The organism is Micromonospora sp. CP22 (assembly GCF_009712475.1).
Lineage (GTDB): Bacteria > Actinomycetota > Actinomycetes > Mycobacteriales > Micromonosporaceae > Micromonospora.
Genome location: NZ_VCJO01000032.1, coordinates 1 through 24,976, shown reverse-complemented (window position 1 = coordinate 24,976; position 24,976 = coordinate 1). Strand labels below are relative to the sequence as shown.

24 protein-coding genes and 1 pseudogene are annotated in these 24,976 nt (G+C 73.3%); 12 read left to right on the top strand and 13 right to left on the bottom strand.

Translation table 11 applies throughout. The annotated features are described in order from the left end of the window. Nucleotides 1-219: pseudogene (locus FF096_RS25510) on the bottom strand (hypothetical protein); the annotation flags it as partial. A gap of 485 nt (nt 220-704) precedes the next feature. On the opposite strand from FF096_RS25510, the gene FF096_RS25505 reads away from it, so the two are divergent. After that, nucleotides 705-1,046 carry a hypothetical protein gene (locus tag FF096_RS25505; protein WP_155222101.1) on the top strand — a complete coding sequence of 114 codons (342 nt, stop codon included), beginning with the start codon at nt 705-707 and terminating at the stop codon, nt 1,044-1,046. Beyond that, nucleotides 1,043-1,714 (top strand): nucleotidyl transferase AbiEii/AbiGii toxin family protein, encoded by a 672-nt coding sequence (locus FF096_RS25500; protein WP_309223920.1) that lies wholly within the window; start codon nt 1,043-1,045, stop codon nt 1,712-1,714. The genes FF096_RS25505 and FF096_RS25500 overlap by 4 nt, the downstream gene beginning before the upstream one ends. Before the next feature lie 37 nt (nt 1,715-1,751). Here the strand turns inward: FF096_RS25500 and FF096_RS25495 are convergent, their stop codons facing one another. Further along, a complete protein-coding gene (locus FF096_RS25495) occupies nt 1,752-2,654 on the bottom strand; it encodes an SDR family oxidoreductase (RefSeq protein ID WP_309223919.1) in 903 nt (300 codons plus the stop codon). A 154-nt stretch (nt 2,655-2,808) separates the two neighbouring features. Then, nucleotides 2,809-3,969 carry a geranylgeranyl reductase family protein gene (locus FF096_RS25490; protein WP_309223918.1) on the bottom strand — a complete coding sequence of 387 codons (1,161 nt, stop codon included), beginning with the start codon at nt 3,967-3,969 and terminating at the stop codon, nt 2,809-2,811. A 219-nt stretch (nt 3,970-4,188) separates the two neighbouring features. Between FF096_RS25490 and FF096_RS25485 the strand changes: the two genes are divergently transcribed. Next, entirely contained in the window at nt 4,189-4,425 is a 237-nt protein-coding gene (locus FF096_RS25485) for a hypothetical protein (protein WP_155222099.1), read from the top strand. A 34-nt stretch (nt 4,426-4,459) separates the two neighbouring features. Then, nucleotides 4,460-5,920 (top strand): MFS transporter, encoded by a 1,461-nt coding sequence (locus tag FF096_RS25480; RefSeq protein WP_230462967.1) that lies wholly within the window; start codon nt 4,460-4,462, stop codon nt 5,918-5,920. 8 nt (nt 5,921-5,928) lie between these two features. Here the strand turns inward: FF096_RS25480 and FF096_RS25475 are convergent, their stop codons facing one another. The 7 genes from FF096_RS25475 to FF096_RS25445 form a co-directional block, all read right to left on the bottom strand. Continuing rightward, nucleotides 5,929-6,627: a hypothetical protein gene (locus FF096_RS25475; protein ID WP_309223917.1), complete on the bottom strand. Its 699-nt coding sequence runs from the start codon at nt 6,625-6,627 to the stop codon at nt 5,929-5,931. Between the two features lie 221 nt (nt 6,628-6,848). Continuing rightward, nucleotides 6,849-7,520, bottom strand: coding sequence for a DUF3626 domain-containing protein (locus tag FF096_RS25470; protein WP_155222098.1), 672 nt, complete (start codon nt 7,518-7,520; stop codon nt 6,849-6,851). A 65-nt stretch (nt 7,521-7,585) separates the two neighbouring features. Next, entirely contained in the window at nt 7,586-8,215 is a 630-nt protein-coding gene (locus tag FF096_RS25465; protein ID WP_155222097.1) for an MBL fold metallo-hydrolase, read from the bottom strand. Beyond that, nucleotides 8,215-9,300, bottom strand: a complete 1,086-nt coding sequence (locus tag FF096_RS25460; protein ID WP_309223916.1) for an S-(hydroxymethyl)mycothiol dehydrogenase — start codon at nt 9,298-9,300, stop codon at nt 8,215-8,217. Before FF096_RS25460 ends, FF096_RS25465 begins: the two co-directional genes overlap by 1 nt. Before the next feature lie 167 nt (nt 9,301-9,467). Next, nucleotides 9,468-10,322 (bottom strand): SDR family oxidoreductase, encoded by an 855-nt coding sequence (locus FF096_RS25455; RefSeq protein WP_155222096.1) that lies wholly within the window; start codon nt 10,320-10,322, stop codon nt 9,468-9,470. Beyond that, nucleotides 10,315-11,799: an NAD(P)/FAD-dependent oxidoreductase gene (locus FF096_RS25450; RefSeq protein WP_155222095.1), complete on the bottom strand. Its 1,485-nt coding sequence runs from the start codon at nt 11,797-11,799 to the stop codon at nt 10,315-10,317. The genes FF096_RS25455 and FF096_RS25450 overlap by 8 nt, the downstream gene beginning before the upstream one ends. A gap of 61 nt (nt 11,800-11,860) precedes the next feature. After that, a complete protein-coding gene (locus tag FF096_RS25445; RefSeq protein WP_155222094.1) occupies nt 11,861-12,511 on the bottom strand; it encodes a phosphotransferase in 651 nt (216 codons plus the stop codon). A 109-nt stretch (nt 12,512-12,620) separates the two neighbouring features. Here FF096_RS25445 and FF096_RS25440 point away from each other — a divergent pair, with 109 nt between their 5' ends. The 4 genes from FF096_RS25440 to FF096_RS27400 are packed head-to-tail and all read left to right on the top strand — an operon-like array spanning nt 12,621 to nt 18,662. Continuing rightward, nucleotides 12,621-13,265 carry an ATP-binding cassette domain-containing protein gene (locus tag FF096_RS25440; protein WP_196222652.1) on the top strand — a complete coding sequence of 215 codons (645 nt, stop codon included), beginning with the start codon at nt 12,621-12,623 and terminating at the stop codon, nt 13,263-13,265. Then, nucleotides 13,262-14,536, top strand: a complete 1,275-nt coding sequence (locus FF096_RS25435; protein ID WP_196222651.1) for an extracellular solute-binding protein — start codon at nt 13,262-13,264, stop codon at nt 14,534-14,536. Before FF096_RS25440 ends, FF096_RS25435 begins: the two co-directional genes overlap by 4 nt. Then, complete coding sequence (locus tag FF096_RS25430; RefSeq protein ID WP_155222091.1) at nt 14,533-16,296, top strand: ABC transporter permease subunit; 1,764 nt, start codon at nt 14,533-14,535, stop codon at nt 16,294-16,296. The genes FF096_RS25435 and FF096_RS25430 overlap by 4 nt, the downstream gene beginning before the upstream one ends. Then, on the top strand, nt 16,293-18,662 hold the full coding sequence (locus FF096_RS27400) for a tetratricopeptide repeat protein (RefSeq protein WP_155222090.1): 2,370 nt from the start codon (nt 16,293-16,295) through the stop codon (nt 18,660-18,662). The genes FF096_RS25430 and FF096_RS27400 overlap by 4 nt, the downstream gene beginning before the upstream one ends. A gap of 81 nt (nt 18,663-18,743) precedes the next feature. Here FF096_RS27400 and FF096_RS25420 read toward each other — a convergent pair whose 3' ends face one another. Further along, on the bottom strand, nt 18,744-19,286 hold the full coding sequence (locus FF096_RS25420) for a MarR family winged helix-turn-helix transcriptional regulator (RefSeq protein WP_155222089.1): 543 nt from the start codon (nt 19,284-19,286) through the stop codon (nt 18,744-18,746). A 102-nt stretch (nt 19,287-19,388) separates the two neighbouring features. On the opposite strand from FF096_RS25420, the gene FF096_RS25415 reads away from it, so the two are divergent. The 3 genes from FF096_RS25415 to FF096_RS25405 all read left to right on the top strand — a co-directional run bounded on the left by FF096_RS25415 (nt 19,389) and on the right by FF096_RS25405 (nt 22,630). Beyond that, on the top strand, nt 19,389-20,978 hold the full coding sequence (locus FF096_RS25415) for an LLM class flavin-dependent oxidoreductase (RefSeq protein WP_155222088.1): 1,590 nt from the start codon (nt 19,389-19,391) through the stop codon (nt 20,976-20,978). Nucleotides 20,979-21,141: 163 nt separating this feature from the next. Continuing rightward, nucleotides 21,142-21,648 (top strand): DUF1772 domain-containing protein, encoded by a 507-nt coding sequence (locus FF096_RS25410; RefSeq protein WP_309223915.1) that lies wholly within the window; start codon nt 21,142-21,144, stop codon nt 21,646-21,648. Nucleotides 21,649-21,760: 112 nt separating this feature from the next. After that, nucleotides 21,761-22,630 carry a pentapeptide repeat-containing protein gene (locus FF096_RS25405; protein WP_155222087.1) on the top strand — a complete coding sequence of 290 codons (870 nt, stop codon included), beginning with the start codon at nt 21,761-21,763 and terminating at the stop codon, nt 22,628-22,630. Nucleotides 22,631-22,690: 60 nt separating this feature from the next. Here the strand turns inward: FF096_RS25405 and rnhA are convergent, their stop codons facing one another. Continuing rightward, nucleotides 22,691-23,170 carry a ribonuclease HI gene (gene rnhA / locus FF096_RS25400; RefSeq protein WP_155222086.1) on the bottom strand — a complete coding sequence of 160 codons (480 nt, stop codon included), beginning with the start codon at nt 23,168-23,170 and terminating at the stop codon, nt 22,691-22,693. A 117-nt stretch (nt 23,171-23,287) separates the two neighbouring features. On the opposite strand from rnhA, the gene FF096_RS27610 reads away from it, so the two are divergent. Beyond that, nucleotides 23,288-23,557 (top strand): GNAT family N-acetyltransferase, encoded by a 270-nt coding sequence (locus FF096_RS27610; protein WP_155222085.1) that lies wholly within the window; start codon nt 23,288-23,290, stop codon nt 23,555-23,557. On the opposite strand, the gene FF096_RS25390 is transcribed toward FF096_RS27610, so the two are convergent. Next, a complete protein-coding gene (locus tag FF096_RS25390; RefSeq protein WP_155222084.1) occupies nt 23,472-24,728 on the bottom strand; it encodes a lycopene cyclase family protein in 1,257 nt (418 codons plus the stop codon). The two genes, FF096_RS27610 and FF096_RS25390, sit on opposite strands and share 86 nt — an antisense overlap. Nucleotides 24,729-24,976: the final 248 nt, after the last annotated feature.

The window sequence follows — 24,976 nt, the reverse complement described above, 5'->3', positions numbered from 1 at the left end:
CCCCACCTGCTCATCGTTCAGGTCGACATGCGACTGACCCGCCGGAGCACCATGCGGCAACAGCTTGCCGGTGTCCGGCTTCTCAGCCTGGACGGCGGCGATGGGGTTCGCCGAGGAGAACGCCTCGGTGGCGGCGTGGTTGAGCGGGCCGGCAGCGAGTCCGGCGGCGGCGGTGAGGCCGGCGATTCCGAGGATGCTCTTGCGCAGCATGGTGTTCATGGGGGATCTCCTTCGCGTTCGGGGGTGAGCGTCGCCTCCGTGGGGGGCGGGCGACGCAGACGCCGTCAGGCGGCGGAAAGAACGTGGTGCGTACACCGGCCGGAGGGGGTGGGCCGGTAGGGCGCGTGGGGCGCGGCCACATCACGCGCCGGGACCATGTACAACGACTGACCGTGGCCGGTCATTCCCGGATCTCACCGCCCGTGGCGGCGGCCGGCCGGGCCCTCCTTGGTCAGCCACCCATTACAACGCCCGCCACCCCCCGCAGATTCCACCCACCGCCACCCCGAAACCGGACACCCGACACACAAGGTGATCAACCACCCACGAGGCCAGGGTGTGGCCTGCCGAACCCGGCGCAGGGATCAGGCCTGACCGCCCGGAGCCGGGCACGGCAGGCCACACCCCCACGGCCACGCCCCACGAATCACGCCCGAGGCAGGTCATCGGCACGAGCCGAGCCGATCTGGGGTTACCCTGACAGCATGCAGGCGGTCTCCCCCACCTCGACCGGCGTGGCGCACCTGGCCCGACCCGGTCGTCCCGCCGTGGTAGCCCGGACACTCACCGAACTGCGTGGCCCCACCCGAGGGGTGGTCGAGTTGCCGGTGCGGCTGATGTGGTGCGCCGACCGCGCCTTCGACCTCGCCGACCCCGACCAGTTGCTCTGGCTGTACGAGAACGTGCTGCGCGAGACCGCGCGCCTCGACGACCTGCGGCAGCTGGTGAACGGGCGGACACTGCGCCGGGTGTGGAAACGGCTCAACCTGCCCCGGGGCGTGCGACTGGCGTGGGAGAGCCGACACCAGAGTCTCCGGTCGGCGTGACCGGGGCATCCCCGCACGCGCATCCACACGAGTTCTACCGCGAGGTTGCCCGGATCGCGTTGACCGTCGCCGGACCGTACCGCTTCGTGCTCGGTGGTGGCGTGGCCTGGGCGGCGCACGGCCTGGTCACCCGCCCCACCGAGGACGTCGACCTCTTCGCCGACGTGGAGGGCGCCGCCGCGGCGGCGGCGGCCGACGTTCGGACCGCACTGGAACGCGCCGGGTTCGAGGTGGCCGACGCCGACCCGGACAGCGACCTCGGTGACCTCTTCGACGGTTTCGACCGGGATCTACGGGACTTCGTCGTCACCCGGGACGACCGGCAGATCCGCCTCAGTCTGGCCCGTCTCGACCGGCACCGCAGCCCGGTGGTGATGGACCTCGGGCCGGTGATGGACGTCCGAGACCTCATCGCGAACAAGACCGCCGCCCTGGTCAACCGCCGCGAGGTGCGCGACTACATCGACGTGGCCTCCGCCCTGGCCCACCGGTCGGTGGCCGAGCTGCTGGATCTCGCCCGGCAGCTCGATCCTGCCGTCGACGACGAGGACGTCCGGGCGGCGGGCCGCTATCTCGACCGGATCCCGGACCACCGGTTCACCCGCTATGGCCTCGACCCCGCCGACATCGGCCAGGTCCGGCGACGCCTGGCGGACTGGCCCCGCTGACCCGCGTCGGGTCGGCGGGGCCGCGCCTGCGCTCCCATCACTTGGTGAAACGCCCGCCGGTGACGCCCAGGATCTCGCCGGTGATGTAGCTGGACTCCTGCGAGGCGAAGAAGACGTACGCGGGCGCCAGCTCCGCCGGCTGACCGGGCCGACCGATCGGGGTGTCGGTGCCGAACTGCTCGACCTTCTCCGGCGGCATGGTCGCCGGGATCAGCGGAGTCCAGATCGGCCCCGGAGCCACCGCGTTGACCCGGATGCCCCGGTCGACCAGGTCGGCGGCGAGCGCCTTGGTGAAGTTCGCGATGCCCGCCTTGGTGGTGGCGTAGTCGAGCAGCTGCGGCGACGGGTCGAAAGCCTGGATCGAGGACGTGTTGATGATCGTGGACCCGTCGCCCAGGTGTGGCAACGCCGCCTTGCACAGCCAGAACATCGCGTACAGGTTGGTCTTGAACACCCGGTCGAACTGCTCGGTGCTGATGCCGGCGATGCCCTTGTCCTGCGCCATCTGGTACGCGGCGTTGTTCACCAGGATGTCGATGCCGCCCAGGTCACTGACCGCTCGCTCGATCAGCGTCGTGCAGTGGTGCTCGTCGGCGATGTCACCCTGGACCGCGACACCCTTGCGGCCTGCGGCCTCGATGAGTCGTACCGTCTCCCGGGCGTCCGCCTCCTCTCCGTCACCGAGGTAGGAGATCAGGACGTCGGCCCCCTCCCGGGCGTACGCGATGGCGACCGCCCGGCCGATACCCGAGTCACCACCGGTGATCACCGCCTTCTTGCCGTCGAGCTTGCCGGTCCCCCGGTAGGAGTCCTCTCCGTGGTCGGGCTTCGGCGACATCGCACCGGTCCGCCCCGGCGGGCTCTGCTGCTGGCTCGGCTGCCCGGACCGCTGGCCGAACTGCTCGGTCGGGTCCTGCTGGGTGTGCTGCGTCTCGCTCACGGGGTCTCCTCGCCGGGCGGGTGGAATGCGGTCCCGCTAGGCCCTACCCGGGCCGCCCGGGGCGAAACGCCGGGCGGCTGCGGCTCGGCGGTGCGGCTCACCTCGCGTAAGGCATCCTAGGATCCTGGATCACCCGGTGATCCAGGATCCGGTGTCAGCGGGCGGCTCGGGCCGGGACCGCCCTCCGTGGGCCCGGCAGCCGCTCGGCCAGGGCCAGCGCGGCCCGGACGGAGGGCCGCCCGACCAACTCGTCGAAGTCGGCCCGCCCGAGGCAGAACCGGGTGAACGCGCGCCAGCCCGGCGCGGTGGCCAGCAGCGTGTGGCAGACCCCGGGCCGCCGGGAGAAGACGTCGAGCAGCCGATGCCCGGCGCGCATGGCCGGGACCAGACGCTCGCTCACCGACCGTTCGTAGCCGCCGAGATCGGCGGCGGCCACCGCCGCACCGGCCAGCTCACCGGAGCGCAGCGCGTAACTGATCCCCTCCCGGGTCCAGGGCTCCAGCAGACCGGCCGCGTCACCGGCGACCAGCATCCGCCCCCGGCGCAGCGGTGAGTCGTCGGCCCGGCAGCGGGTCAGGTGACCCGAGTCGTGCGTCGGCGACACGTGGGCCAGCCCGAGGCGGTCGACGAACCGGGCCAGGTACCGCCGGGTCCGCTCCCCCTCACCCCGGCCGGCGATCACCCCGACGGTGAGCCGATCGCCCTTCGGGAAGACCCAGGCGTACGAGCCGGGCAGCGGACCCCAGTCGAGCAGCGCGCGCCGCCGCCACCGAGCCTGCTCGGCCGGGGACACCGGCAGTTCCAGCTCCAGCCCCAGATCCACCTGGCGGTGACGCACTCCGACGTGCCGGGCGCTCACCCCGGAGGAGCCGTCGGCACCGATGACGGTACGGGCCAGGAGCACCTCACCGTCGGCCAGCCGCACCCGTACGACGTCGGGGTCCTGCTCCACCGAGCGGACCGTCGCCCGCTGACGCAGCTCGGCACCGGCGGACACCGCGGCGGCGCGCAACCGGTCGTCGAACTCCTCCCGGCGCACCATGCTCACCAACGGACCACCAGCATGCCGTCGGGTGAATCCGCCGCGCCCGTCGAGGGTGAAGGTGATCCGGTCCACCAGGTCGTGGGCGGGTACCTCGATCCGTCCGGCGAGCGCCGCCAGTGAGGTGCCGATCAGGCCGCCACCACAGGTCTTGTACCTCGGATGCGCGGCACGCTCGACGACCAGCGTGCGGACCCCGCGCCGGGCGGCGACGTAGGCGGCGGAGAGCCCGGCGGGGCCCCCGCCGATCACCACGAGTTCCCAGACGTTCACGGATGCAGGGTAGAGCAGCCCATTCGGGCGCGAGGCCCACCGACTCCGGGCGCCAGCGGCGGGTCACGTCAGTCGTCCGCGACCGGATGGCCACCGGCTCCGTCGGCCGCCGCACCGCTGCCGGGCAGGCATTTTTCCCGCCGCGCCGGGTAAGCGCCCGCCGCAGACCGCCTGCCGCAGACCGCCTGCCGCAGGCGGACGAGGCGCGAGGAGGACACCATGCAACAGGTGCGGCTGTCGGACATCGAGGCACGGGTGTACGACGCGGTGGCGGCCCTGGAGGCCCGCGGCCAGGTCCCCTACCCGGATATGATCGCCCAGGAGTGCGGCCTGACCGAGGAGCAACTGCAGACTCCGCTGCACCTGCTGACCGAGAAGAACCTGCTGCACCGGGAGGACTCGCCGATGGCCGGGCTCGACTTCGGCCCCCGCTTCTGCGCGCAGCAGTTGGCGTGATGGTGCGCCCGGCGGCCCGACGCGGGATCGTCGGTTGACCGCAGGTTCGGCGGAGCCCGGGGCGCTGAACGACAGGCGTCGCTGGCAGGCCCTCGGGGTCGGCTTGGTCGCGGCGTTCATGACGCTGCTCGACATCAGCATCGTCAACGTCGCGCTGCCCTCCCTGGAGCGCGCCCTGCGGGCCGATTCCAGCGACCTGCAATGGGTGCTGTCCGGCTACGCCCTCACCTTCGGGCTGGTCCTGGTGCCGGCGGGACGCTTCGGCGACGTCCGAGGGCGACGCAACGCGTTCGTCTTCGGCATCGCCCTGTTCACGCTGACCAGCGCGATGGCCGGAGTCGCCCAGTCCCCCGGCTGGCTGATCGCCGCCCGACTGCTCCAGGGCGCCGCCGCCGGTGTGGTGAACCCGCAGGTGACCGGCCTCATCCAGCAACTGTTCGCCGGGCCCGAGCGGGCCCGGCCCTTCGGGTGGCTCGGCGCCACCATCGGCATCTCCACCGCGGTCGGTCCGCTGCTCGGCGGCCTGCTGATCGCCGCAGGCGGCGCGGAACACGGCTGGCGGTGGGTCTTCTTCGTCAACGTGCCGGTGGGGATCGTCGCGGTGCTGCTCGGCTGGCGGTTGCTGCCCGGTCGGGTCACCCCACGTGACCGGCGACGCCGGTTCGACCCGGTCGGCGTACTGGTGCTCGGCGTCGGGGTCACCCTCGTGCTGCTGCCGCTGGTGCAGCACGAACAGTGGCACGGCGCGACGAAGTGGCTGCTGCTGCCCGTCGGCCTGGCGGTCCTCGCCGGTTTCGTCGGCTGGGAGCGACGGTACGCCCGGACCGGCCCACCACTGTTCGACGTGGGCCTGTTCCGCATCCGGTCGTACCGTCTCGGCTCGGCGATCGCGCTGCTCTACTTCGGCGGGTTCACCGCGATATTCTTCATCTTCACCCTCTACCTGCAGAACGGGCGTGGCTACAGCGCCCTGGTCGCCGGTGCGGCGATCACCCCGTTCGCGCTGGGCTCGGCCGTCGCGTCCGCCGTCGGCGGACGGCTGGTCAACCGGTACGGCCGCCCGCTGGTCGCCACCGGCCTGGTCGCGGTGGTGACCGGTCTCGGCCTCGCCGCGCTGGCCATCGAGCTGGTGCCGCAGGCTCCGGTGCCCTGGGTGACCGCGTTGCCGCTGCTGCTCGCCGGGCTCGGCAGCGGTCTGGTGATCGCGCCCAACCAGACGTTGACCCTGTCCGCCGTACCGGTCCCGCAGGCCGGCAGCGGTGCCGGGATGTTGCAGACCGGGCAGCGGATCGGTTCGGCCGCCGGGATCGCGGTGGTGGGTGCGGCCTTCTTCGCGGCGCTGGGCGACGGCACGGACGCCTGGTCACGGGCGTTCGAACGGTCGCTGCTCACCTCGGCGGCGATCATCACGCTGGCCCTGGTGGTGGCCGGCGTCGACATCGTCGGAAACCACCGCGGCCGGCCCCGCGGACGGGACCGGCCGGTGGATCACTGACGTCGGTGTCACCAGAGCTGCGAGACGATGTCCGCCGCCTGCTCCTCCCACTGCGCGTAGTGGAACGGGTAGGCCGACACCTGCACCGTCTGCGCGGCGGTGGTCAGCGGCATATCCCGCCAGCCGCCGACGTTCTTCAGGGCCTCGAAGAAGACGGTCGAGGAGTACTCGGGGTCGGTGATCTGCTCCACGCTGCCCCATCCGGTGGACGGACGCTGCTGGAACAGGCCCTGCGAGTCGTGGTCGTTCCACGCGCCCAGGTGGCCGAGGTTGTAGAGCTTCGACTCCTGCAACGCGGTGGCGATGCCGATCACCGCGCCCCGCTCGCCCACACCGGTGCGCTTGGCCACCTCGATGATGGTCTTGGCGTTGTCCCGCTGGGCCTTGTCCAGCGGGATGCGCGACTGGGCACCCTGCACGCCGTGCGGGATGAGCTCGCCGCGGGTCGGCTTGCCGGCGTCCGGCTTGTCGGTACGACCGGCGGTGGTCAGCCCGGACTCCGCCGGGACGTCGGCGCTGGTACGGCCGGTCGCCCGGTCGATCGCCGCGACCGCGCCGGAGTGCGGCCCGGTGGTGATCGGTGCCGCCACGGCGGTGGGGCCGACGGCGAGTCCGGCGAGGGCGGTCACGCCCACCACGCTGAGCGCGGTCTTCCGGTTCGGGATCGTCGCGATGGCCGGGAGCCATCGAGTGAAGTCCAGCTTCACGATGGTTGCCCTTTCGATCGGGTACGAGCCGCTCGGGGCTGAGCCGCTCTCGGGGGACACAGGCGCGGCCGGTCGAGGTTTGCCAGCCGGCGCTCTGGGGAACACAACCCGGCTGGCATGTCCGCCATTCCGGAAATGCGGCGGTGGCGGTCGGCTGCGACCCAGGTCACCGTGCAGACCGCCGAGGTGACTCCGGTCGGGCACGAAACGGGCAACGGGTGCTAAACCTCGTACGGAACGCCGAAGCGCACCAGGACGTGCCAGAGCTGCTTGAGCTGCTGCAACGTGTCCGCTGCCGGACCCCGATCGGCCCATCGCCCCGGCTCGGTCACCACGGACGCCGCGGCCCGCCCGATCAGCGCGGCGTGCAACGGCTCCCCCGACCGCGCGAACTCGCCGAAGCAGAACGTGGTCCGGGTCAGCACCTCGGGACGCAGCCGCAGGTGGCAGGAGCCGAACCGGGGACAGGCCCCGTCGGGATGGTCGAGCAGGTTCAGGCCGCCGTACTTCGGCCGCTGTGCCGGGCCGACACCCGGGCGCTGGTAGGCGCCGCCGAACAGGCGTTCCTCCCAGCGGTCACGGTCCCCGCCCGGGTACGCGGTGAGGCCACCGTTGGAGATCCGCGTCTCGAACTGGCTGCGGTAGACCCCCTCGGTGGCGAGCGCCTCGGCGACCGTGCGGCCGTCGGCGCGCAGCCGGTCCGGATGGAAGTTGAGGGTGACCCGCCCCTGCCGACCGATCGCCCCGACGAGCCGCTCCGGTTCGAGGCGTACGCCGGTGCCGGCCAGCGCCCGCCCGACGACGGCCAGCGCGGCGGCACGGTCGCGCAGTGCCACCGTGCGCACGTGGCGCAGTGTCGCACGTTGCGCGGCGGTCAGCGTCGGGTCGGACATGCCGGCAGTGTCGTGGGGACCGTCCCGCCCGCGCATCCCGGTTTCGGCGGACGGCCGACCCGCTCTCAGTGGCCCCGGGCGAGCCACTGCGGCAGTTGGGGTGCCTCCGCCCCGATGGTGGTGCTGTCGCCGTGTCCGGTGTGCACCACGGTCTCCGGCGGCAGGGTGAGCAGCCGGTCCCGGATCGAGTCGACGATGGTGTCGAAATCGCTGTACGAGCGACCGGTGGCACCCGGGCCACCGGCGAACAGGGTGTCACCGGTGAAGACCACCCCCAACTCGGGGGCGTACAGGCAACACGCGCCGGGGCTGTGACCGGGCGTGTGCAGCACGGTCAGCGTGGTTCCACCCACCTCGATGAGCTGGCTGTCGTCCAGCGTGCCGCCCGGCGGTTCGTCGGGATGGACCAGGTCCCACAGCACCCGGTCGGCGGGGTGCAACAGCACCGGGGCACCGGTGGCCCGGGACAGTCGCGGGGCGACCCGGACGTGGTCGTCGTGGGCGTGCGTGGCGACGATCGCGGTGACCCGCCGCCCGCCGACCACCTGGAGGATGGCGTTGACGTCGTGCGGGGCGTCGATGACGACGCACTCGGTGTCGTCGCCGACGACCCAGACGTTGTTGTCGACGTCGAAGGTCTGACCGTCGAGGGAGAAGGTGCCGGACGTGACCGTGTGGTCGATGTGGGCGACCATCAGAAGACCACCACCGACCGGAGCACGTCGCCGTGGTGCATCCGGGCGAACGCCTCCTCCACCCCGTCCAGGCTGATCTCCTCGGTGACGAAGGCGTCCAGGTCGAGCCGGCCCTGCAGGTACAGCTCGGTGAGCATCGGGAAGTCGCGGCTGGGCAGGCAGTCGCCGTACCAGCTGGACTTGAGCGCCCCGCCCCGGCCGAAGACGTCCAGCAGCGGCAACTCGACGCGCATCTCGGGGGTGGGTACGCCGACCAGCACCACGGTGCCGGCGAGGTCGCGGGCGTAGAAGGCCTGCTTCCAGGTCTCCGGACGGCCGACCGCGTCGATCACCACGTCGGCGCCGAAGCCACCGGTGGCGGCCTGGATCTCCGCCACCGGGTCCGCCTCGGAGGCGTTGACGGTGTGGGTGGCGCCGAACCTGCGGGCCCAGTCGAGCTTGCGGGAGTCGGTGTCCACCGCGACGATCGTCGTCGCTCCGGCCAGGGCCGCGCCGGCGATCGCCGCGTCGCCGACACCGCCGCAGCCGATCACCGCCACCGAGTCGCCCCGGGTCGCCCCGCCGGTGTTCATCGCCGCACCGAGGCCCGCCATCACCCCGCAGCCGAGCAGCCCGACAGCGGCCGGTCGGGCCGCCGGGTCCACCTTCGTGCACTGGCCCGCGTGGACCAGGGTCTTCTCGGCGAACGCGCCGATGCCCAGCGCCGGGGACAGTTCGGTGCCGTCGGTCAGGGTCATCTTCCGGGCGGCGTTGTGGGTGGCGAAGCAGTACCACGGGCGACCCCGTCGGCAGGCCCGGCACGTCCCGCAGACGGCGCGCCAGTTGAGCACCACGAAGTCACCGGGCGCGACGTCGTCCACCCCCTCGCCGACCTGTTCGACGACGCCGGCGGCCTCGTGGCCGAGCAGGAACGGATAGTCGTCGTTGATGCCGCCCTCGCGGTAGTGCAGGTCGGTGTGGCAGACCCCGCACGACTGCACCCGGACCACCGCCTCACCCGGACCGGGGTCGGGCACCACGATCTCGGTCACCTCGACGGGCGCGCCCTTGCTGCGGGAGATGACTCCCCGTACCTGCTGGCTCACGTTGTCCTCCTACTCCGCGCCGGCGCGCCCTGTCGTCGGCTGCCACGTTCGCCTCCGCAGGCGAACCTACCGCCGCGACGGCGGATCGGCACCGCTTCCACCGGCGGGCCACGCGACGACACTCCCATCGGGTCGCCCGGGTGGCATGCCGGCTGCGGCGCTCACACTCACACCGGGGTGCGGGCCCGCCGGGCGTCGGCGCGGTTGACGGCGGCGGCCAGGAGGCGGCCGTGGCCGGTCGGCGCGATCCGGGCCAGCAGGTCCAGCAGCCGTGCCGACCAGCCGACCAGCACGCGCCCCCGCCGCCGGGTCACACCGCGCAGGATGGTCTCGGCGGCGACCGCCGGGTCGATGGTGAGCAGCCGCTCGAACCGCTGCCGGCCCGCCTCGTACTCGGCCCGGTCGACACCGCTGCCCACCCGCGCGTCGCGGGCGATGCCGGTCCGGACGCCACCGGGATGCACGCAGGTGACGCCGATGCCGTCGACGGCGAGTTCGTGCCGCAACGCCTCGGTGAAGCCGCGTACCGCGAACTTGCTGGCCGCGTAGGCGACCTGGCCGGGCGGGGCGATCAAACCGAACAGGCTGGAGATGGTGACCAGGTGTGCGCCGGGTTCGGCCCGCAGCGCCGGCAACAACGCGTGGGTCAGCTGCGCCACGGCCCGGAAGTTGACGTCGACGACCCAGCCGAACTCGGCCAGGGTCACCTCGTCGAACCGGCCGCCCAACGCCACCCCGGCGTTGTTGACCAGCAGCCGGATCCGGGGGTGCCGCGCGACGATCCGGTCGGCGAGCGCCCCGGTGGCCGCCGCGTCGGCCAGGTCGACCTGGTGGGTCCACACCTGCCGGTCGGGATGCTCGGCCCGGATCGCGGCGGCCACCGTCGCCAGCCCGTCGGCGTCCCGGTCCAGGAGCACCAGCTCGGCACCCCGGCGGGCCAGGGCGTGGGCCAACGCGGCGCCGATACCGCCGGCGGCACCGGTGACCACCGCCACCCCGCCGGTGACGGTGAACCTACGCATCGACAGGACTCCTTCGCGCTGAGCCGGCCCGGTCGAACCGGAGGTCGGCGTCGGGTAGCCGCCCGTACCGCAGGGACAGCAGGTCACGTAGGTAGTTCTGGTGCACCCGCCAGGGGCCCCGGGTGCCCATCCGGGGCAGTCGTCCGACGCCGCGCCGCACGTACCCGGAGGTGAGGCCGATCAGCGGCGGACGCGGGCCCGGCGGCGGGGCGACCGGGGTGACGATCCGGGTTCCGGTGCGGTCCAGATGGCGCAGCAGCCGACACACGTAACCGGCCACCAGGTCGGCCTTGAGGGTCCACGAGGCGTTGGTGTAGCCGATGGTCATGGCGAAGTTGGGCACCCCGGAGAGCATCATCCCCCGATAGGCGACGCACTCCGGCAGCTCGACGTCGACCCCGTCCACCCGCAGGGTGATGCCGCCGAGGGCGAGCAGGTCCAGCCCGGTGGCGGTGACCACCACGTCGGCGGGCAACTCCCGACCCGAGGCGAGCCGGATGCCTCCGGCGGTGAAGGTGTCCACGGTGTCGGTGACCACCTCGGCCCGCCCGTCGGACAACACCGCGAACAGGTCGCCGTCGGGGACCACACACAGCCGCTGGTCCCACGGGTCGTAGCGGGGCGTGAAGTGGCGGTCGACGTCGTAACCGGCGGGGAGCCGCCGCGCCGCGTCCCGGCGCAGCAGCCCGCGTACCAGCCGGGGGGCACGCCGACTGAGCTGGTAGGTGGCCGTGGCGAGCAGGACGTTCTTCCAACGCACGCTCCGGTGCGCCAGGCGCGCCGGCAGCAGCCGCCGCAGGGCGTCGGCGAGGCGGTCGCGGGAGGCCAGCGTCAGCAGGTACGCGGGTGACCGTTGCAGCATGGTCACCCGGGCGGCCTGCCGGGCCAATGCCGGCACCAGCGTCACGGCGGTGGCACCGCTGCCGATCACCACCACCCGACGGCCGGTCAGGTCGAGGTCGGCGGGCCAGTGCTGCGGGTGCACGATCCGGCCGGTGAACTGTTCCTGGCCGGTGAAGTGCGGCGTGTGGCCGGCGTCGTACCGGTAGTAGCCGGTGCAGGCGTACAGGAAGGAGCAGGTCAGCACGACGGTGTCGGCGCTGTCCGCGCGCTGGACGTGCACCGTCCACCGGGCCAGCCGGCTGTCCCACTCGGCCCGCTGGACCCGGTGCCGCAACCGGATGTGCCGGGTGACGTCGTACTCGTCGGCGGTCCGCCGCAGGTAGTCGCGGATGGTCGCGCCATCGGCGAGGCTCTTCGGGGCGGTCCACGGCGCGAACGAATAGCCGAGGGTGAACATGTCCGAATCCGACCGGACGCCCGGGTAGCGGAACAGGTCCCAGGTGCCCCCGATCGCGTCGCGCGCCTCGACCACCGCGTAGCTCTTGCCCGGGTGGCGACGCCGCAGGTGACAGGCGGCGCCGATGCCGGACAGGCCCGCGCCGACGATGAGCACGTCGACATGGTCTGAGGTCATCTCGTCTCCTGCCCGCGTACCGATGTCGGCAGCCTATCCCGCTGCCGTCCCGGGCTCCTCGTCACGAGGTGAGCAGGGCCGCCGCCTGGTCCAGCAGGGCCAACTCGGTCGGGGTCTGGGTGGGGTTGGCGCGGCGGATGGCCACGGCGTCGGCGACGAGCGGGGCGGCGTGGTCGCACAGCGCGTACCGGTAGGCGCGCTGCATCTCGTCGGCGGCCGCCGCCATCGGTTGGTCCGGATCGACCGCGACCTGGGCGAGGATCAGGGCGGTCATCGCCACGTCCAGTCCGGGCGGACCGTGCCGGACGTTGCGCCAGTCGACCAGCACCGCCCCGTCCGGGTCGAGCAGGACATTGTCCGGATGCACGTCCATGTGCAGGATGCGCTCGCCGCCGTGGGCGCCGGGCAGCGGCGCGACGGCGTGCAGCCGACGGTGCAGCCCGGCGAGGATGTCGGCGGCCGGCACCACCTCGATCGTGCCCGACACCAGCGCCTGGAGCATCGTCGGGCCGGGTACCCGCTGCATGACCAGGTCCGCGCCGTCGGCCCGGTGCACCCGGGGCACCGGAAAACCGGCGGCGTGCAGATGGGACATGAACCGGGCTTCCTCGGTGACGTCGGTGCCGTCCCGGTAGCGGCGCAGCACCCGGCCGCCGTCGAGGGCGTAGACGTCGGCGTCGCGGCCGGATGCGAAGGGTGTCGACGCTGTCATGGACAGCACCGTAACCGGGCGCTGCGACGGCCACGGTGGACGGCGGGTGGGGCACCGAGCGTGGTGCCGCTGTGACAATCTGGGAGGACGACGGGGGTCATCGGAGGTGATGGTCACGTTACGCACGCTCGACCTCGTTGCCGTGCCGGAGATGTCGCCGCTCGACATCGACGTGGCTGTCGGCGCGGCGGTCGCCCTGGTGGTTCCGCCGCCGACGGCCACCGCCGTGGCCCGGGTGGTGGCCGGGCTGGCCGCGCCGGTCAGCGGGCGGATCCTGGTCGGCGGCCGCGACGTCACCGACCTGCCGCCGTTGCGCCGCCGCATCGGGTACGTCCCGGCCGGCAGCGCCCTGCTGCCCCACCTCACCGTCGGGCGCAACATCTCCTACGGTCAGCGCCGTCGGCGAGGGGTACGCGAGGTCGCCGAAGGCTGGGCGGCAACCCTGGTCGAACGGCTCGAACTCACCCCGACGCTGGGGCTGCGTCCGCACCAGCTGTCCGAGGCACAACGGTTCCGGGTGGCGCTCGCCCGGGCCATGGCCTGCCTGCCCGAGGTGCTCGTGGTCGACCTGCCCGCCCCGGTCGACGGGGTGCAGCTGCCGGAGCTGCTCGACCGTACGTCCCCTCCGGACGGCCCCGGCGTGACGGTGCTGCTCTGCTCGGCCGACGAGGAGGCCCTCGCCGGTGTCGACCGCCGGGTGACGCCCGCCGACGACACGCCGCCCGACCCGGTCCGGTCGGCGGTGCGGTCGTGACCACGGTCAGCCGTCGCACGCTGCTGCGCGCGGCGGCGACGACCGCCGCCACCGCCACGGTCGGCGGCTGCGGTCAGGGGCGTCGGTCGGTGCAGGTGGCGGTCGTCTGGGCCGGTGGCGAGCTGGCCCGGTTCCGTCAGGTGGTCGCCGACTACCCGACGAGCGTGCAGGTCATCGGGGTGGGCAACGACATCGACGCGTTCCTGACCGCCCGCCGTGCCGCCGGTACCAGCCCCGACGTGGCGATCCTGCCCCGCCCCGGCCTGGTCGTCGAGTACGCCCGGCGGGGCTGGCTCAGCGAGGTGTCCCCGGCGGCGAGTTACACCGCCCCGGGCGGCATGGCCGACCTGCTCGACGTCGACCGACGCCGTTACGGCGTCTGGGTCAAGGCCGCCCACAAGTCGCTGTTCTGGCACTTCCCGTCGATGTTGGACGAACCGCCGAGATCCTGGGACGCGCTGGTGTGGTTGACCCGCCGACTCGGCGCACGGCACCGGGCGGGTGCCGGCCCGGCCCCGTTGGCCATCGGCGCCGCCGACGGTTGGGTGCTCACCGACTGGTTCGAGAACGTGCTCGCCGACGTCGCCGGGGCAGACCTGTACGCGGCGTTGGCCCGTGGCGAGGCCGACTGGCGGGGCCCGTCCGTGGCGTACGCGCTGGACCGCCTGGCCGAGTTGTGGAGTGTGGACGGTGCCTTCCCGGGCGGCGGGCGGCGGGCCCTGCTCACCCAGTTCGAGGAGTCGATCATCCAGGTGGTGCACCACCGCGAGGCCGTCATGGTGTTCGAGGCCGACTTCGTCGACGCGGTGGTCGACCGGTTCCGCCAGGGCTCCGAGCCGCTGGTCACCTTCCGCTTCCCCGGCGCCCGGGTGACCGAGCAGCCGCTGATCGTCGGTGGCGACGCGGCGGTGGCGTTCACCGGATCTCCCGGCGGCGCGGACCTGGTGCACTGGCTCAGCCAGGCGACGACGTTCCGGCCCTGGCTGGACGCCGGCGGCTACCTGTCCCCCAACCTCGCCGTGCCGGTGGACAGCTACCGTGACCCGCTGCGCCGGCGGCTCGCCGACGAACTGCGCACCGCCGACACCGTGCGGTTCGACCTCTCCGACCAGCTGCCCGGCACCTTCACCGGCACCGACGGGGTGGGGATCTGGCGGATCATGCAGGACTTCTTCATGAACGTGACCGGCGGGATGCCCGCCCGGGAGGCGATCCGCCAGGCGACCGGCCAGCTCGCCGAGGCGGCCCGGACGGCGGGAGGTGGCCGGTGAGTCGGGGTCCGCTGCTGGGCGAGCTGGCGGTGCTCGACGACGTCGGTCCGCCCCGGCGCGGCCGGGCCTACCCGGCGGCCGGTGTCGGCTGGGCGTTGTTGGCACCGGCGGTGCTGCTGCTCGGCGGTCTGCTGGCCTGGCCGGTGCTGCGTACGCTGCACGCCAGCGTCACCACCGACGGCCGCTGGGTCGGCGCCGAGCACTACCGGGCCGCGCTCGCCGCGCCCGGCACCGCCGCGGTGATCGGGCGCACCCTGCTGTGGGCGCTGCTGGTGCCGATGGTGGTCACGGTCCTGGGCTACCTGCTCGCCGCCGCCTCCCGGCGCTCCCAGGAGGGCTGGCTGGTCCGGCTCATCCTGATGGTGCCGACCGCGTTGCCGCTGGTGGTCACCGGGGTGACCTTCCGGCTGCTCTACGACCCCGACCCGAGGCGCGGACCGGTCACCCTGCTGCTGACCTGGGTGAACGGGCGCGACCCGGAGCAGTTGCCGCAGGTGCTCGGGCCGGACCTGGTCACCGTGGCGGTGATGTCGGCGTTCGTGTGGGCGTGGGCCGGGCTGGCGATGCTGGTGTTCCGGGCCGCCCTCGACGCGGTGCCGACCGACCTGGCCGACGCGGTGCGGGCCTTCGGTGGCAGTCGCCGCGACGTGCTGTGGGACGCGCAGTGGCGACCGCTGCTGCTGCGTACCGTCGCGGTGGTCTTCGCCCTGGTCGCCGTGGGCACCAGCCGCACCTTCGACCTGATCCTGGTGATGACACCCGGCTCGGTGCGGGACGAGGCGGCGGTGCTCTCGTTGCGGATCTGGCAGACCTCCGGTGCGACGACCACCGGTGAGGGTGCCGCCCTGGGCGTCGTGTGGCTGATCGCGGTGGCCGCCGGCATGCTGGTGGTGGCCCTGTTCGTCCGGCAGGCGTGGCCGCCGCCGCAGCGACCGGCCGGTGGCACCGGCACCGCACCGCCACCGCGACGGCTGGTCCGGTTGCTCGCCGCCGGCGCGGCGCTCGCCTGGCTGCTGCCGCTGGGGGTGTTGGCGGCCACCTCGTTGCAGAGCCCGGTGCGGGCGGCCACCGAGGGTTGGTGGGCCAGCCCGCCGGGCCTGGACTCCTACCGGGCCGTGCTCACCGGCCCGGAGCTGTGGCGCAGCCTCGGTTTCACGTTGGCGCTGGCCACCGTCGTCACCGTCGCGGTGCTGGGCATCGCGCTGCTCGCCGCGTACCCGCTGGCCTGGCTGACCGGACCGGCCGCGCAGGCCACCGGGCTGGTGCTCACCGTCGCGGTGGTGGTACCGGTGCAGGTGATCGCCGGCCCGGTCAACGAGGTGCTCGGGCTGGTGCTCTCCTCCGGCACAGCCCGAGGGGTCGCCCTGGTGCACATCGCCCTCGGTGTGCCGTTCGCGGTGCTGGTGCTGCGCAACTCCTTCGCCGACCTGCCCGCCGAGCAGGTCCGTGCCGCCCGGATCGGTGAGCGGCACTGGTGGGGCACGCTGCGCCGGCTGGCCCGGCACAACCGGACCGCGCTGGTGGCGGTGGCGGTGCTGGAGTTCGTGCAGGTGTGGAACGACCTGGTGGTGGGTCTGCTGTTCAGCGGGCCGGGTACGACGCCGCTCGGGTTGTTCCTCGCCGGGCAGACCCGTGGCTTCGTGGCCGGTAGCGGCACGCTCGCCGCCGGGTGCGTGCTCGCCTCGATCCTGCCGGTGCTGGTGTTCGTGCTGGCCCGCAAGCGCGTGGTCGCCGGTCTGGTCGCCGGGGGTGTGCGGTGACCGGGTCGCCGTCGCGCCGGCCCCGGCTGCTGAGCGCGTTGCTGGCCGTCGGCGGGGTGGTCGGTGCCGGGGCCAGCGCCGTGCTCGGCAACATCACCGGCAATCTGCTCTCCGAGTTGTCGCTGACCGTCCTCGGCTCGGCCAGCGTGGGGCTGGCGGCGATCGGGGTGGTCGCCTCCTTCGTGGTGGAGTGGCGGCGGCGTCGCGAGCAGCTACCGGCGGGCGAGGAGGCCGACACCCAGGCGAGCAGCAACGCGCCGACCCTGCCGTGGCCGGCCGGGTACACCGGACGGCGCGGCCAGGCGGAGACGGTGGTGGCGCTGCTCGCCCCGGAGCACGCGGTGGCGGTGGTGGGCCGGCGGGCCGTGGGCACGTCCTGGTGTGCCGTCCAGGCGGCGAACCTGAGCCGCGCGGACTTCCCCGACGGGCAGTACTACCTCGACGTGCGCCGGGGTGGGCGGGCCCGGTCGCCCCGGGAGGTGCTGGCCGCGCTGGCCCGCATCGTCGGCACCGGCGCTCCCCGGTCCGGCAGACCGGACGACCTGGCCGACGCCGCCGACGAGCTGATCGGGCAGTTGGACGGCCGCAAGGTGCTGCTGGTAGTCGACAACGTGGACTATCCGGCGCAGGTCCGGCCGCTGCTGCCACCCACCGCCCGGACCTGCCGGCTGTTGTTGGCCGGCACCGGCCGACTCGCCGCGCTCGACGGGGTGATGGCGTACTGGCTGGCCGAGCCGGACGTCGACGACGCGGTGGAGATGTTCGCCGCCGCCGGCGCGGCCACCGCCGTACCCCGCCCGCACCGCCCGGACCCGCGTTCCGACCCGGCGGTACGCGACATCGTCGAGCTGTGTGGGCGGCAGCCACGGGTGGTCACCGAGTTGGGACGACGCAGCGCACAACACGGCTGGCGGCACGACGACGTGCTGCGCGCGCTGCGTCGTGCCGCCGACACGCCGCCGCATCAACGGGTGGCCGTCTCCCCGGTGACGGGCCTGGTCACCGCCCGGGACACCGCGTACCACGCGCTCAGCGGGGAGGCTCGGCGACTGTGGCGGCTGCTGTCGCTGAGCCGGGTGCCGCTGGACCGGTCCACCATCGCCGCGCTCGCCAATCGCCGACCGCACCGGGTCGCCGCCCTGCTGGACGAGTTGGCCGACGGCGCCTTCGTCGTCGGCGCGCCCGGCGACCGGTACGAGGTCCGTCCGCTGCTCGCCGGATTCGCCCGGATGCACCTGCGGGAGGCAGAGCCGGTGCACCGTCGGGTCACCGTGCAGGCGCGGTTGACCCGGCACCTGGCCCGCCGGGCCGAGCAACAGGTGGCGGCCCTGGCCACCGGCGCGCTCGACCGCGATCACCGACTCCCCGACGACGACCCGTACGGCTGGTTCGACCTGCATCAGGAGTTGCTGCTGGCGGTGGTGAAGGTGCCGGCCGGAGCGGTGGAGTCGTTGCCTCGCCGGGTGCGGGACTGGTGGTTCCGGCTGGCCGTGGCGTTGTGCGGATGGCTCGCCCACACCGAGCGGCTCGACGAGTGGGAGGACGTCTGCCGGACGGTGCTGGCGAACCCGACCGCCCAGGACCGGCCGGAGATCGCCGGCTGGGCCCACAACGAACTGGGGGTGCTGCGACGCCGCCGACACGACCCGTACGGCGCGGTGGCCGCGCTCAGCCTGGCGGTCGCCGGGCAGGGCCGTCGGGGCACCGCCCAGGCGCGGATGAATCTCGGGCTGGCCCTGATCGACCTCGGTCGCATCGACGAGGCGGTGGAACATCTGGAGCTGTCCCGGCGGCACCGGGCCGGTTCCGACCGGGCCGGGCAGGCGCTCAGCGATCTCGGGCTGGGGGCGGCGAGGTTGGCCCGCCACGACCTGGAGAGCGCACACGACCTGCTGGTACGCGCGGCGAACTCGTTCCGTTCGCTCGGCGACGCCCGCGGCTACGCGGCGGCGTTGACCAACCTGGTGCTGGTCCACACGGCGATGGGCGAGCACCTCGACGCGGCGCAGGCGTGGCGGGCCGCGCTGCGCGAGTACGAGTCGCTGGGTGACCCGACCAATCGGGCGGTGGCGCTGCTCAATGCCGGGGTGGCGCTGCTGGGCGTGGCTCCGGGACAGGCCCAGCAGGCATACGACCTGCTGACGGAGAGCCGGCGGCTGCGCGAGGGCGGCCGTCCGGACGCCGGGCTGGGCCGGACGCTGCTGCATCTGGGCGACGCGGTCGCGGCGCTGGGCCGTCCCGAGGAGGCCCGGCGGCACTGGGCGGACGCGGCGGCGATCTGCGAGGTGGCCGGCGACGAGGACGGCCAGCAGGCCGCCGACGCCCGCCTGTGCGGTGAACGGTCTACCGAGCCGCGCCGAGGATGACCCGGGCCGCCCAGGCGGTACGCCTCGTGTCCAGGTGTACCGCCTGGGCGGCCGTCCCGGTCACGGCATCCCGGGGACGCGCTACGTCAGGTCCGCGCCGGGCTTCGCCCTCCGGCGTGCCCGGGTCGGCGGCCGTTCCACCGCCGCCTCGGCCACCTGGCACAGGTCGGTGAGCGGGTCGACGGCCTGCGCCGCGCAGGCCACCTGCCGCAGCAGGGTCCGCAGGGTGCCGGCCTGCTCCGGCGACAGCTCCCGCAGCAGGCGCGACTCGACCGCCTCGAGCGCCGTCCGGCGCTGCCGCGCGGCCTCGCGCCCGGCCTCGGTGAGGGTGACCAGGCGGCTGCGCCGGTCCGCCGGATCGGGTCGGCGGACCACCAGTCCGTCCCGTTCCAGGTCGTCGATCAGATACGTCAGCACGGTGCGGTCGATGCCCAACTCCTCGGCGATCGCGCCCTGGTTGCGCGCGGGTTCCCGGTCGGCCGAGGTGAGCACCTGGTATCCGCGGGGTCCGCCGGGCAGGTCACCGACGGCGTGGTCGGCGGCGCGGATGTAGGCGCGGAAGACGACACCGAGCATCCAACCGAGATCGTCGTTGATCGGATCGCTGGCCTGGGCACCGCTCATCACCCCACGATAGCGTACGTCACAGATTTTCTTGGGCAATGATGTTCTGTACGACATAACATTTTCCTGTGGCAACCCCGCCGCAGGACCGAGAGGACGCCGATGAGCGACTACGGGCACCCGCTGACCTTCGGGTCGTTTCTCACCCCCGGCAACGCCGACCCGACCCGGCCGGTCGAGTTGGCCATGCTCTCCGAGCAGGTCGGGCTCGACCTGGTGACGTTCCAGGACCATCCGTACCAGCCCGCGTTCCTGGACACCTGGACACTGCTGAGCTTCGTCGCCGCGCGCACCGAACGGGTCCGCCTCTCCGCCAACGTCACCAACCTGCCGTTGCGCCCGCCCGCCGTGCTCGCCCGCAGCGTGGCCAGCCTCGACCTGCTCAGCGGCGGCCGGATGGAACTCGGCCTCGGGGCGGGCGCGTTCTGGGACGCGATCGAGGCGATGGGAGGCCGTCGCCTCTCCCCCGGTCAGGGGGTACGCGCCCTGGAGGAGGCGATCGAGATCATCCGCCAGATCTGGGACGTCGACGCCCGGGGCGGTGTCCGGGTCGAGGGTGAGTTCCACCGCGCGGTCGGCGCGAAGCGCGGGCCCGCCCCGGCCCACGACGTGGGCATCTGGCTCGGCGCGTACAAGCCGCGCATGCTCGCGTTGACCGGACGCCGCGCCGACGGCTGGCTGCCCTCGCTGGCCTACCTGCAACCCGGCGACCTGGCCCGGGGCAACGCCATCATCGACGAGGCCGCCGCCGAGGCGGGCCGGTCCCCCGCCGACGTACGCCGGCTGCTCAACATCAACGGACGGTTCGCGGCCACCGGGCGGGGCCCGTTGCACGGCCCGACCGAGCAGTGGGCCGAGGAACTGGCCGACCTGGCCCTGACCGAGGGGATCAGCACGTTCATCCTCGGTAGCGACGACCCGGACGACCTGCGGCGCTTCGCCGCCGAGGTGGCACCGGCCACCCGGGAACTGGTCGCCGCCGAGCGCGCCACCCCGCCGTCCGGCACCGCGACCGCCCAGGCCAGCGGCGCGCCCCCTCGGGCCAGCGACGCCGGGGGTACGCCCGCCGCCACGCCGACCCGGGTCGCCGCTTCCGCGTTGGCCGTGGTTCCCACGCCGGACGACGGCGTACGCCGCAGCGACGTGCGGGTGTGGGACGAGGCGGCCCGCCCGACCGGACCGGCCCCCGACCCCCAGCGCACCTACACCGCCCACGAGCAGGCCGGTGCGCAGCACCTGATCGACGTGCACGACGGCCTGCGCGCCGAACTGGCCCAGATCCACGACCTGATCGAGCAGGTCGCGGCCGGTCTGATCGACGTGGGTACGGCCCGGTCGCACATCAACACGATGACCATGCGGCAGAACAAGTGGACGCTGGGCACCTACTGCGAGTCGTACTGCCGGATCGTGACCACCCACCACACCATCGAGGACCGGTCGCTCTTTCCCCACCTGCGGCGGGCCGACCCACGGCTCAAGCCGGTCATCGACCGCCTCGAGGAGGAACACCACGCCATCCACGACGTGCTGGAGGGCGTCGACCGCGCGCTGGTCGCCTTCGTGGCCACCCCGGACGGCATGGCCGAGCTGCGGGCCGCAGTGGACCTGCTCAGCGACACCCTGCTGTCGCATCTGTCGTACGAGGAACGGGAACTCGTCGAGCCCATCGCCCGCCTCGGCGCTCACTAGCCGTTCCGTCGCTCACGGACGTGCCGAAACCTCCATCGCGTACGTCGAGAGGCGACCCGCATTCGCGTCGCCAGACGGCAGCTGCCCCACCGTCGCCGACCTAGCGTTCGTAGCGCAACGGACCGACCGCGCCCGGCCGGGCGCCGAACCGGTAGGAGGACCGGTGTCTCGCAGCAGACTGGTCTGGATCGGCCTGGTCGCGCTGACCTGGGCGGCAATGATGTCGTTCGGGGGCGTGGCGGCCGAGACCGTGATGCTCTACCCGAACATCTTCCACAACGCTCCGGCCTCGCTGGAACGCGCCCGCGAGTTCCTGACCATCAGCGGCCCGAGCGACTACTTTCCACCACTGGGTGCCTCGGTGGTGCTGCTCGGCATCGCCGCCACGGTGCTCACCTGGCGAGAGCGCCGGCTGCGGTGGTGGGTCGTCGCCGCGACCGGGGTCTTCGTCGCGTGCGAGTTCCTGTTCTCGGTCGTCTTCTTCTGGCCCCGCAACGAGATCATGTTCGTCGACCCGGTCGGCACCCACTCACCGCAGTACCTGCGCCAGGTGGCCGAGGAGTTCGTCGCCGGGCACCGGGTGCGGCTCGTCGGTGGCGCGGTGACCGCCGCGCTGGCCTTCACGGCACTGCTGCGTTGGGCTCGCCGCGACGCGACACGCGGTCGTTGAGCCGGAACGGCACGGCACCGGGGCAGGTGGCCCGGTGCCGTGCCCGTCGGGGCGTACCGTGACGCGGTGACCGGCTGCCACACCGGTCGAACCGGCGAGGAGGGAAGACCGGATGCCGCAGGAGCCCCGACTGGCGGGCGCCGACGGGCTGCGGGCCGACTGTGCCCGCTGCGTCGGCCTGTGCTGCGTCGCTCCCGCGTTCGCCGCGTCAGCCGACTTCGCCCTCGACAAGCCGGCCGGGCAGCCCTGCCGCAACCTGCGGGCGGACTTCGGCTGCGCCATCCACGCCGAGCTACGCGAACGGGGCTTTCCCGGCTGCACCGTCTTCGACTGCTTCGGTGCCGGTCAGCGGGTCACCCAGGTCACCTTCGGTGGGCGGGACTGGCGCGAGGAGCCACGGCACGCCCAAGCGATGTTCGACGTCTTCGCGGTGATGCGACCCCTGCACGAGCTGCTCTGGTATCTGACCGAGTCTCTCCGGCTACGTCCACCGGCCGACCTGCGGGCGGAGTTGACAGCCGCACTGGTCGAGACCGAACGGCTCGCCGGTGAAAGCCCGGAGACGTTGCTCGCCCTCGACGTCGACGCGCACCGGGCCACGGTCAACGCGCTGCTGTCGCGTACCGCCGATCTGGCCCGCGCTCGCGGCGGAGCCGGCGCCGACCTGCGCGGGGCCGCACTGGTCGGCCGCGACCTGCGGCGCACCATCCTGCGCGGAGCCAACCTCCGGGGCGCCACGCTGATCGGGGCCGACCTCCGCGGAGTGGATCTCACCCGGGCCGACCTCACCGGCGCGGATCTACGCGGGGCGGACGTGCGTGGCGCCGACCTGTCCGACGCCCTCCTCCTGCACCAGTCACAGGTCGACGCCGCCCGAGGCGATTCACGGACCCGGCTGCCACGGCGGATCACGAGCCCGGCCCACTGGTCGCACCTGCCGCTCACCCCGGCCAGGCCGGTACGGCGCGGCCGACGTCGCTGACCGGGGCGAGATCGCCTACGGCGGCCGAGCACCGGCGGACGCCGCCCGACGGACCTCGGGTCAGCGACCACCGGGCACGGCGGCGGCCCGCGCCTCGTTCATGCCCTGGTTGGCCAACGCGTCAGCTCGCTCGTTCTCCGGGTGCCCGTTGTGGCCCTTGACCCACAGCCAGGTGACCTGGTGCCGGGCGCAGGCCCGCTCCAGGCGCTGCCACAGGTCGGCGTTCTTGACCGGCTGCTTCGCGGCGGTCAGCCAACCGTTGCGTTTCCAGGACGCCAGCCAGCTGGTGATGCCGTTGCGCACGTACGTGCTGTCGGTGTGCAGCTCGACGGTGACCGGACGGGTCAGGGCCTCCAGCGCCTCGATGGCGGCGGTCAGCTCCATCCGGTTGTTGGTGGTCGCACCGGCCTCCCCACCACACAGCTCGCGCTCGTGGGAGCCGTAACGCAACACCGCGCCCCAGCCACCCGGGCCCGGGTTGCCGCTACACGCCCCGTCGGTCCAGATCCGCACCAGCCGGCCGGCCGTCTCGTCCACCATGGCGGCAAACCCTACCGTCCGCTGCCCCCCGGCCGACCGGACGCCGCACTAGGGTCGGCGGAGTGAGTGGAGTCGTGACCGGTCGCCAGATGGTGCTCCGCGCGGCGGAGCCGGGCATTGCTGGCCCACCTGGCGAGCCTGGCCGTGGAGCGCGGCTGCGCCCGCCTGGAGTGGTGGGTGCTGCGTACCAACGATCCGGCGCTGCGCTTCTACCGGCGGCTGCACGCACGCACCGTCGACGAGATCGACGTGCTCCGGTTGGAAGGGCACACCTGCGGGCGCTCGCCGCCGACCGGTCGGATCACTGACCTGAGCCGTCGGTGCCCGATGACTCGGAGTCGACGACCGCCGGCGGCACCACCCACGCCGGGCGGCGGGCCGGCGTGATCCGGTCACGGATCCGCGCCGCCGCGTCGGCGACGGTGGCGGTGACCATCGGTCGGAGCCGGGTGGAACGCATCACCGCCAGGTCCTCGACGACGCTGGTGTGCCCGTCGAGGAAACGCAGCACCCGGGGGGCCGGGTTACGGGCGAAGAGACGACCGAAGAAGTCCGGCCCGTCGACCAGGTTGGCGTCCAACGCCCGCAGGGCGACCGCGTCCATCCACCGGTGGCGGCGGGGGTATGCGGGTGCGGGCACCGGTGGCCGACCGGAGGCAACGGCCCGGGCGACCTGGTCGGCCTGCCGGTACATCGCCGAGAAGGTGAAGCCGGTCGAGGGACGGGTGGCGCCGCCGGCCGTGCCGAGCCGCACCACCCGGGGGGACGGTCGGGCCACGAACGGGCCGTCGGTCATCGGGATGACGCCGTTCTCGACCTCGGACACCGTCAGGCGTGCCGGATCGAGACCGAGCAGGTCCCGGTATCCGGTCAACGCCGCGTCGTACGCCGCGCCGGTCAGCAGGCCGGGCGAGAACTCGGTGTACTCGACGAGCGCGTACCGGCTGTCGACGGGCAGCACGTAGCCGAAGGAGACCCCCCGCGTCGGCTGCGGGGTGCGGAAATCCATCAGCACCGCGCGGTCCGGGTCGAAGACCGGCCGGTCGGCCGTCAACCACCACCCCCGAAAATGCTGCAACCAGTTGGTACGCCCCGGCCGACGTGGTGCGGTCGGCCGGGAGTCCAGCAGCCAGCGGGCCCGCAACAGCAACCGGCCGTCGACGGCGTGCACCAGCACCCGGTCCCCGTCGTCGTCGACGCGCCCGGCGGCGGCGGGGATCCGGAGCGCGTCCAGGCGACGCTCCGCCTCGGCGGCCCGCTGGTAGATCGGGCCGGAGCGCAGCATCGCGTACCGCAGGGGTGCCAGGTCCAGCGCGTGGCGGGCGTCCGGCCCGACCACCTCGACGCGTGACCAGCTGGCGCTGAGCAGGTCGTCCAGGTCGTTGCCGGGCTCGTCCCAGAACGCCCAGGTGCGGTCCTGCCCGCGTCGGTGCACCGGGTCGACGACGGCGACCCGCAGATCGCGTACGCGATGCCGATCCAACGCGGCCAACACCAGCGATGCCGCGCCACCCCCGCCCACCAGGGCGAGGTCGACGTCAACGGGCGGGCTGTCCATCCGATCACGCTGTCACATGTCGTCGCTGCTCACCCGGGCAGGGGCAGGTCAGCGCGACGCAGGAACCGGACATTCCGCTGGCCGGCACCCTGGGTCGGGTGCCGGCCAGCGGTTTGTTCCCCCTGTAGAGGAAAGTCTTCGATTGTTCGAGCAGGGATCAGGCGTTTGTTCGAGCAGGGATCAGGCGTTCCAGTGCTCGGCGACCAGGTCGGCGGCCTGCTGTTCCCACTGGGCGTAGTGGTCCGGGT

Excerpts from the sequence above, each read along its gene's own strand:
- FF096_RS25440 (WP_196222652.1), top strand. The coding sequence starts at position 12,621 with ATGGTCACGTTACGCACGCTCGACCTCGTTGCCGTGCCGGAGATGTCG.
- FF096_RS25405 (WP_155222087.1), top strand. The coding sequence starts at position 21,761 with ATGCCGCAGGAGCCCCGACTGGCGGGCGCCGACGGGCTGCGGGCCGAC.
- FF096_RS25455 (WP_155222096.1), bottom strand. The coding sequence starts at position 10,322 with ATGCGTAGGTTCACCGTCACCGGCGGGGTGGCGGTGGTCACCGGTGCC.
- FF096_RS25390 (WP_155222084.1), bottom strand. The coding sequence starts at position 24,728 with ATGGACAGCCCGCCCGTTGACGTCGACCTCGCCCTGGTGGGCGGGGGT.
- FF096_RS25445 (WP_155222094.1), bottom strand. The coding sequence starts at position 12,511 with ATGACAGCGTCGACACCCTTCGCATCCGGCCGCGACGCCGACGTCTAC.
- FF096_RS25470 (WP_155222098.1), bottom strand. The coding sequence starts at position 7,520 with ATGTCCGACCCGACGCTGACCGCCGCGCAACGTGCGACACTGCGCCAC.
- rnhA (WP_155222086.1), bottom strand. The coding sequence starts at position 23,170 with ATGGTGGACGAGACGGCCGGCCGGCTGGTGCGGATCTGGACCGACGGG.
- FF096_RS25420 (WP_155222089.1), bottom strand. The coding sequence starts at position 19,286 with ATGAGCGGTGCCCAGGCCAGCGATCCGATCAACGACGATCTCGGTTGG.
- FF096_RS25450 (WP_155222095.1), bottom strand. The coding sequence starts at position 11,799 with ATGACCTCAGACCATGTCGACGTGCTCATCGTCGGCGCGGGCCTGTCC.
- FF096_RS25465 (WP_155222097.1), bottom strand. The coding sequence starts at position 8,215 with ATGGTCGCCCACATCGACCACACGGTCACGTCCGGCACCTTCTCCCTC.
- FF096_RS25505 (WP_155222101.1), top strand. The coding sequence starts at position 705 with ATGCAGGCGGTCTCCCCCACCTCGACCGGCGTGGCGCACCTGGCCCGA.
- FF096_RS25485 (WP_155222099.1), top strand. The coding sequence starts at position 4,189 with ATGCAACAGGTGCGGCTGTCGGACATCGAGGCACGGGTGTACGACGCG.
- FF096_RS25415 (WP_155222088.1), top strand. The coding sequence starts at position 19,389 with ATGAGCGACTACGGGCACCCGCTGACCTTCGGGTCGTTTCTCACCCCC.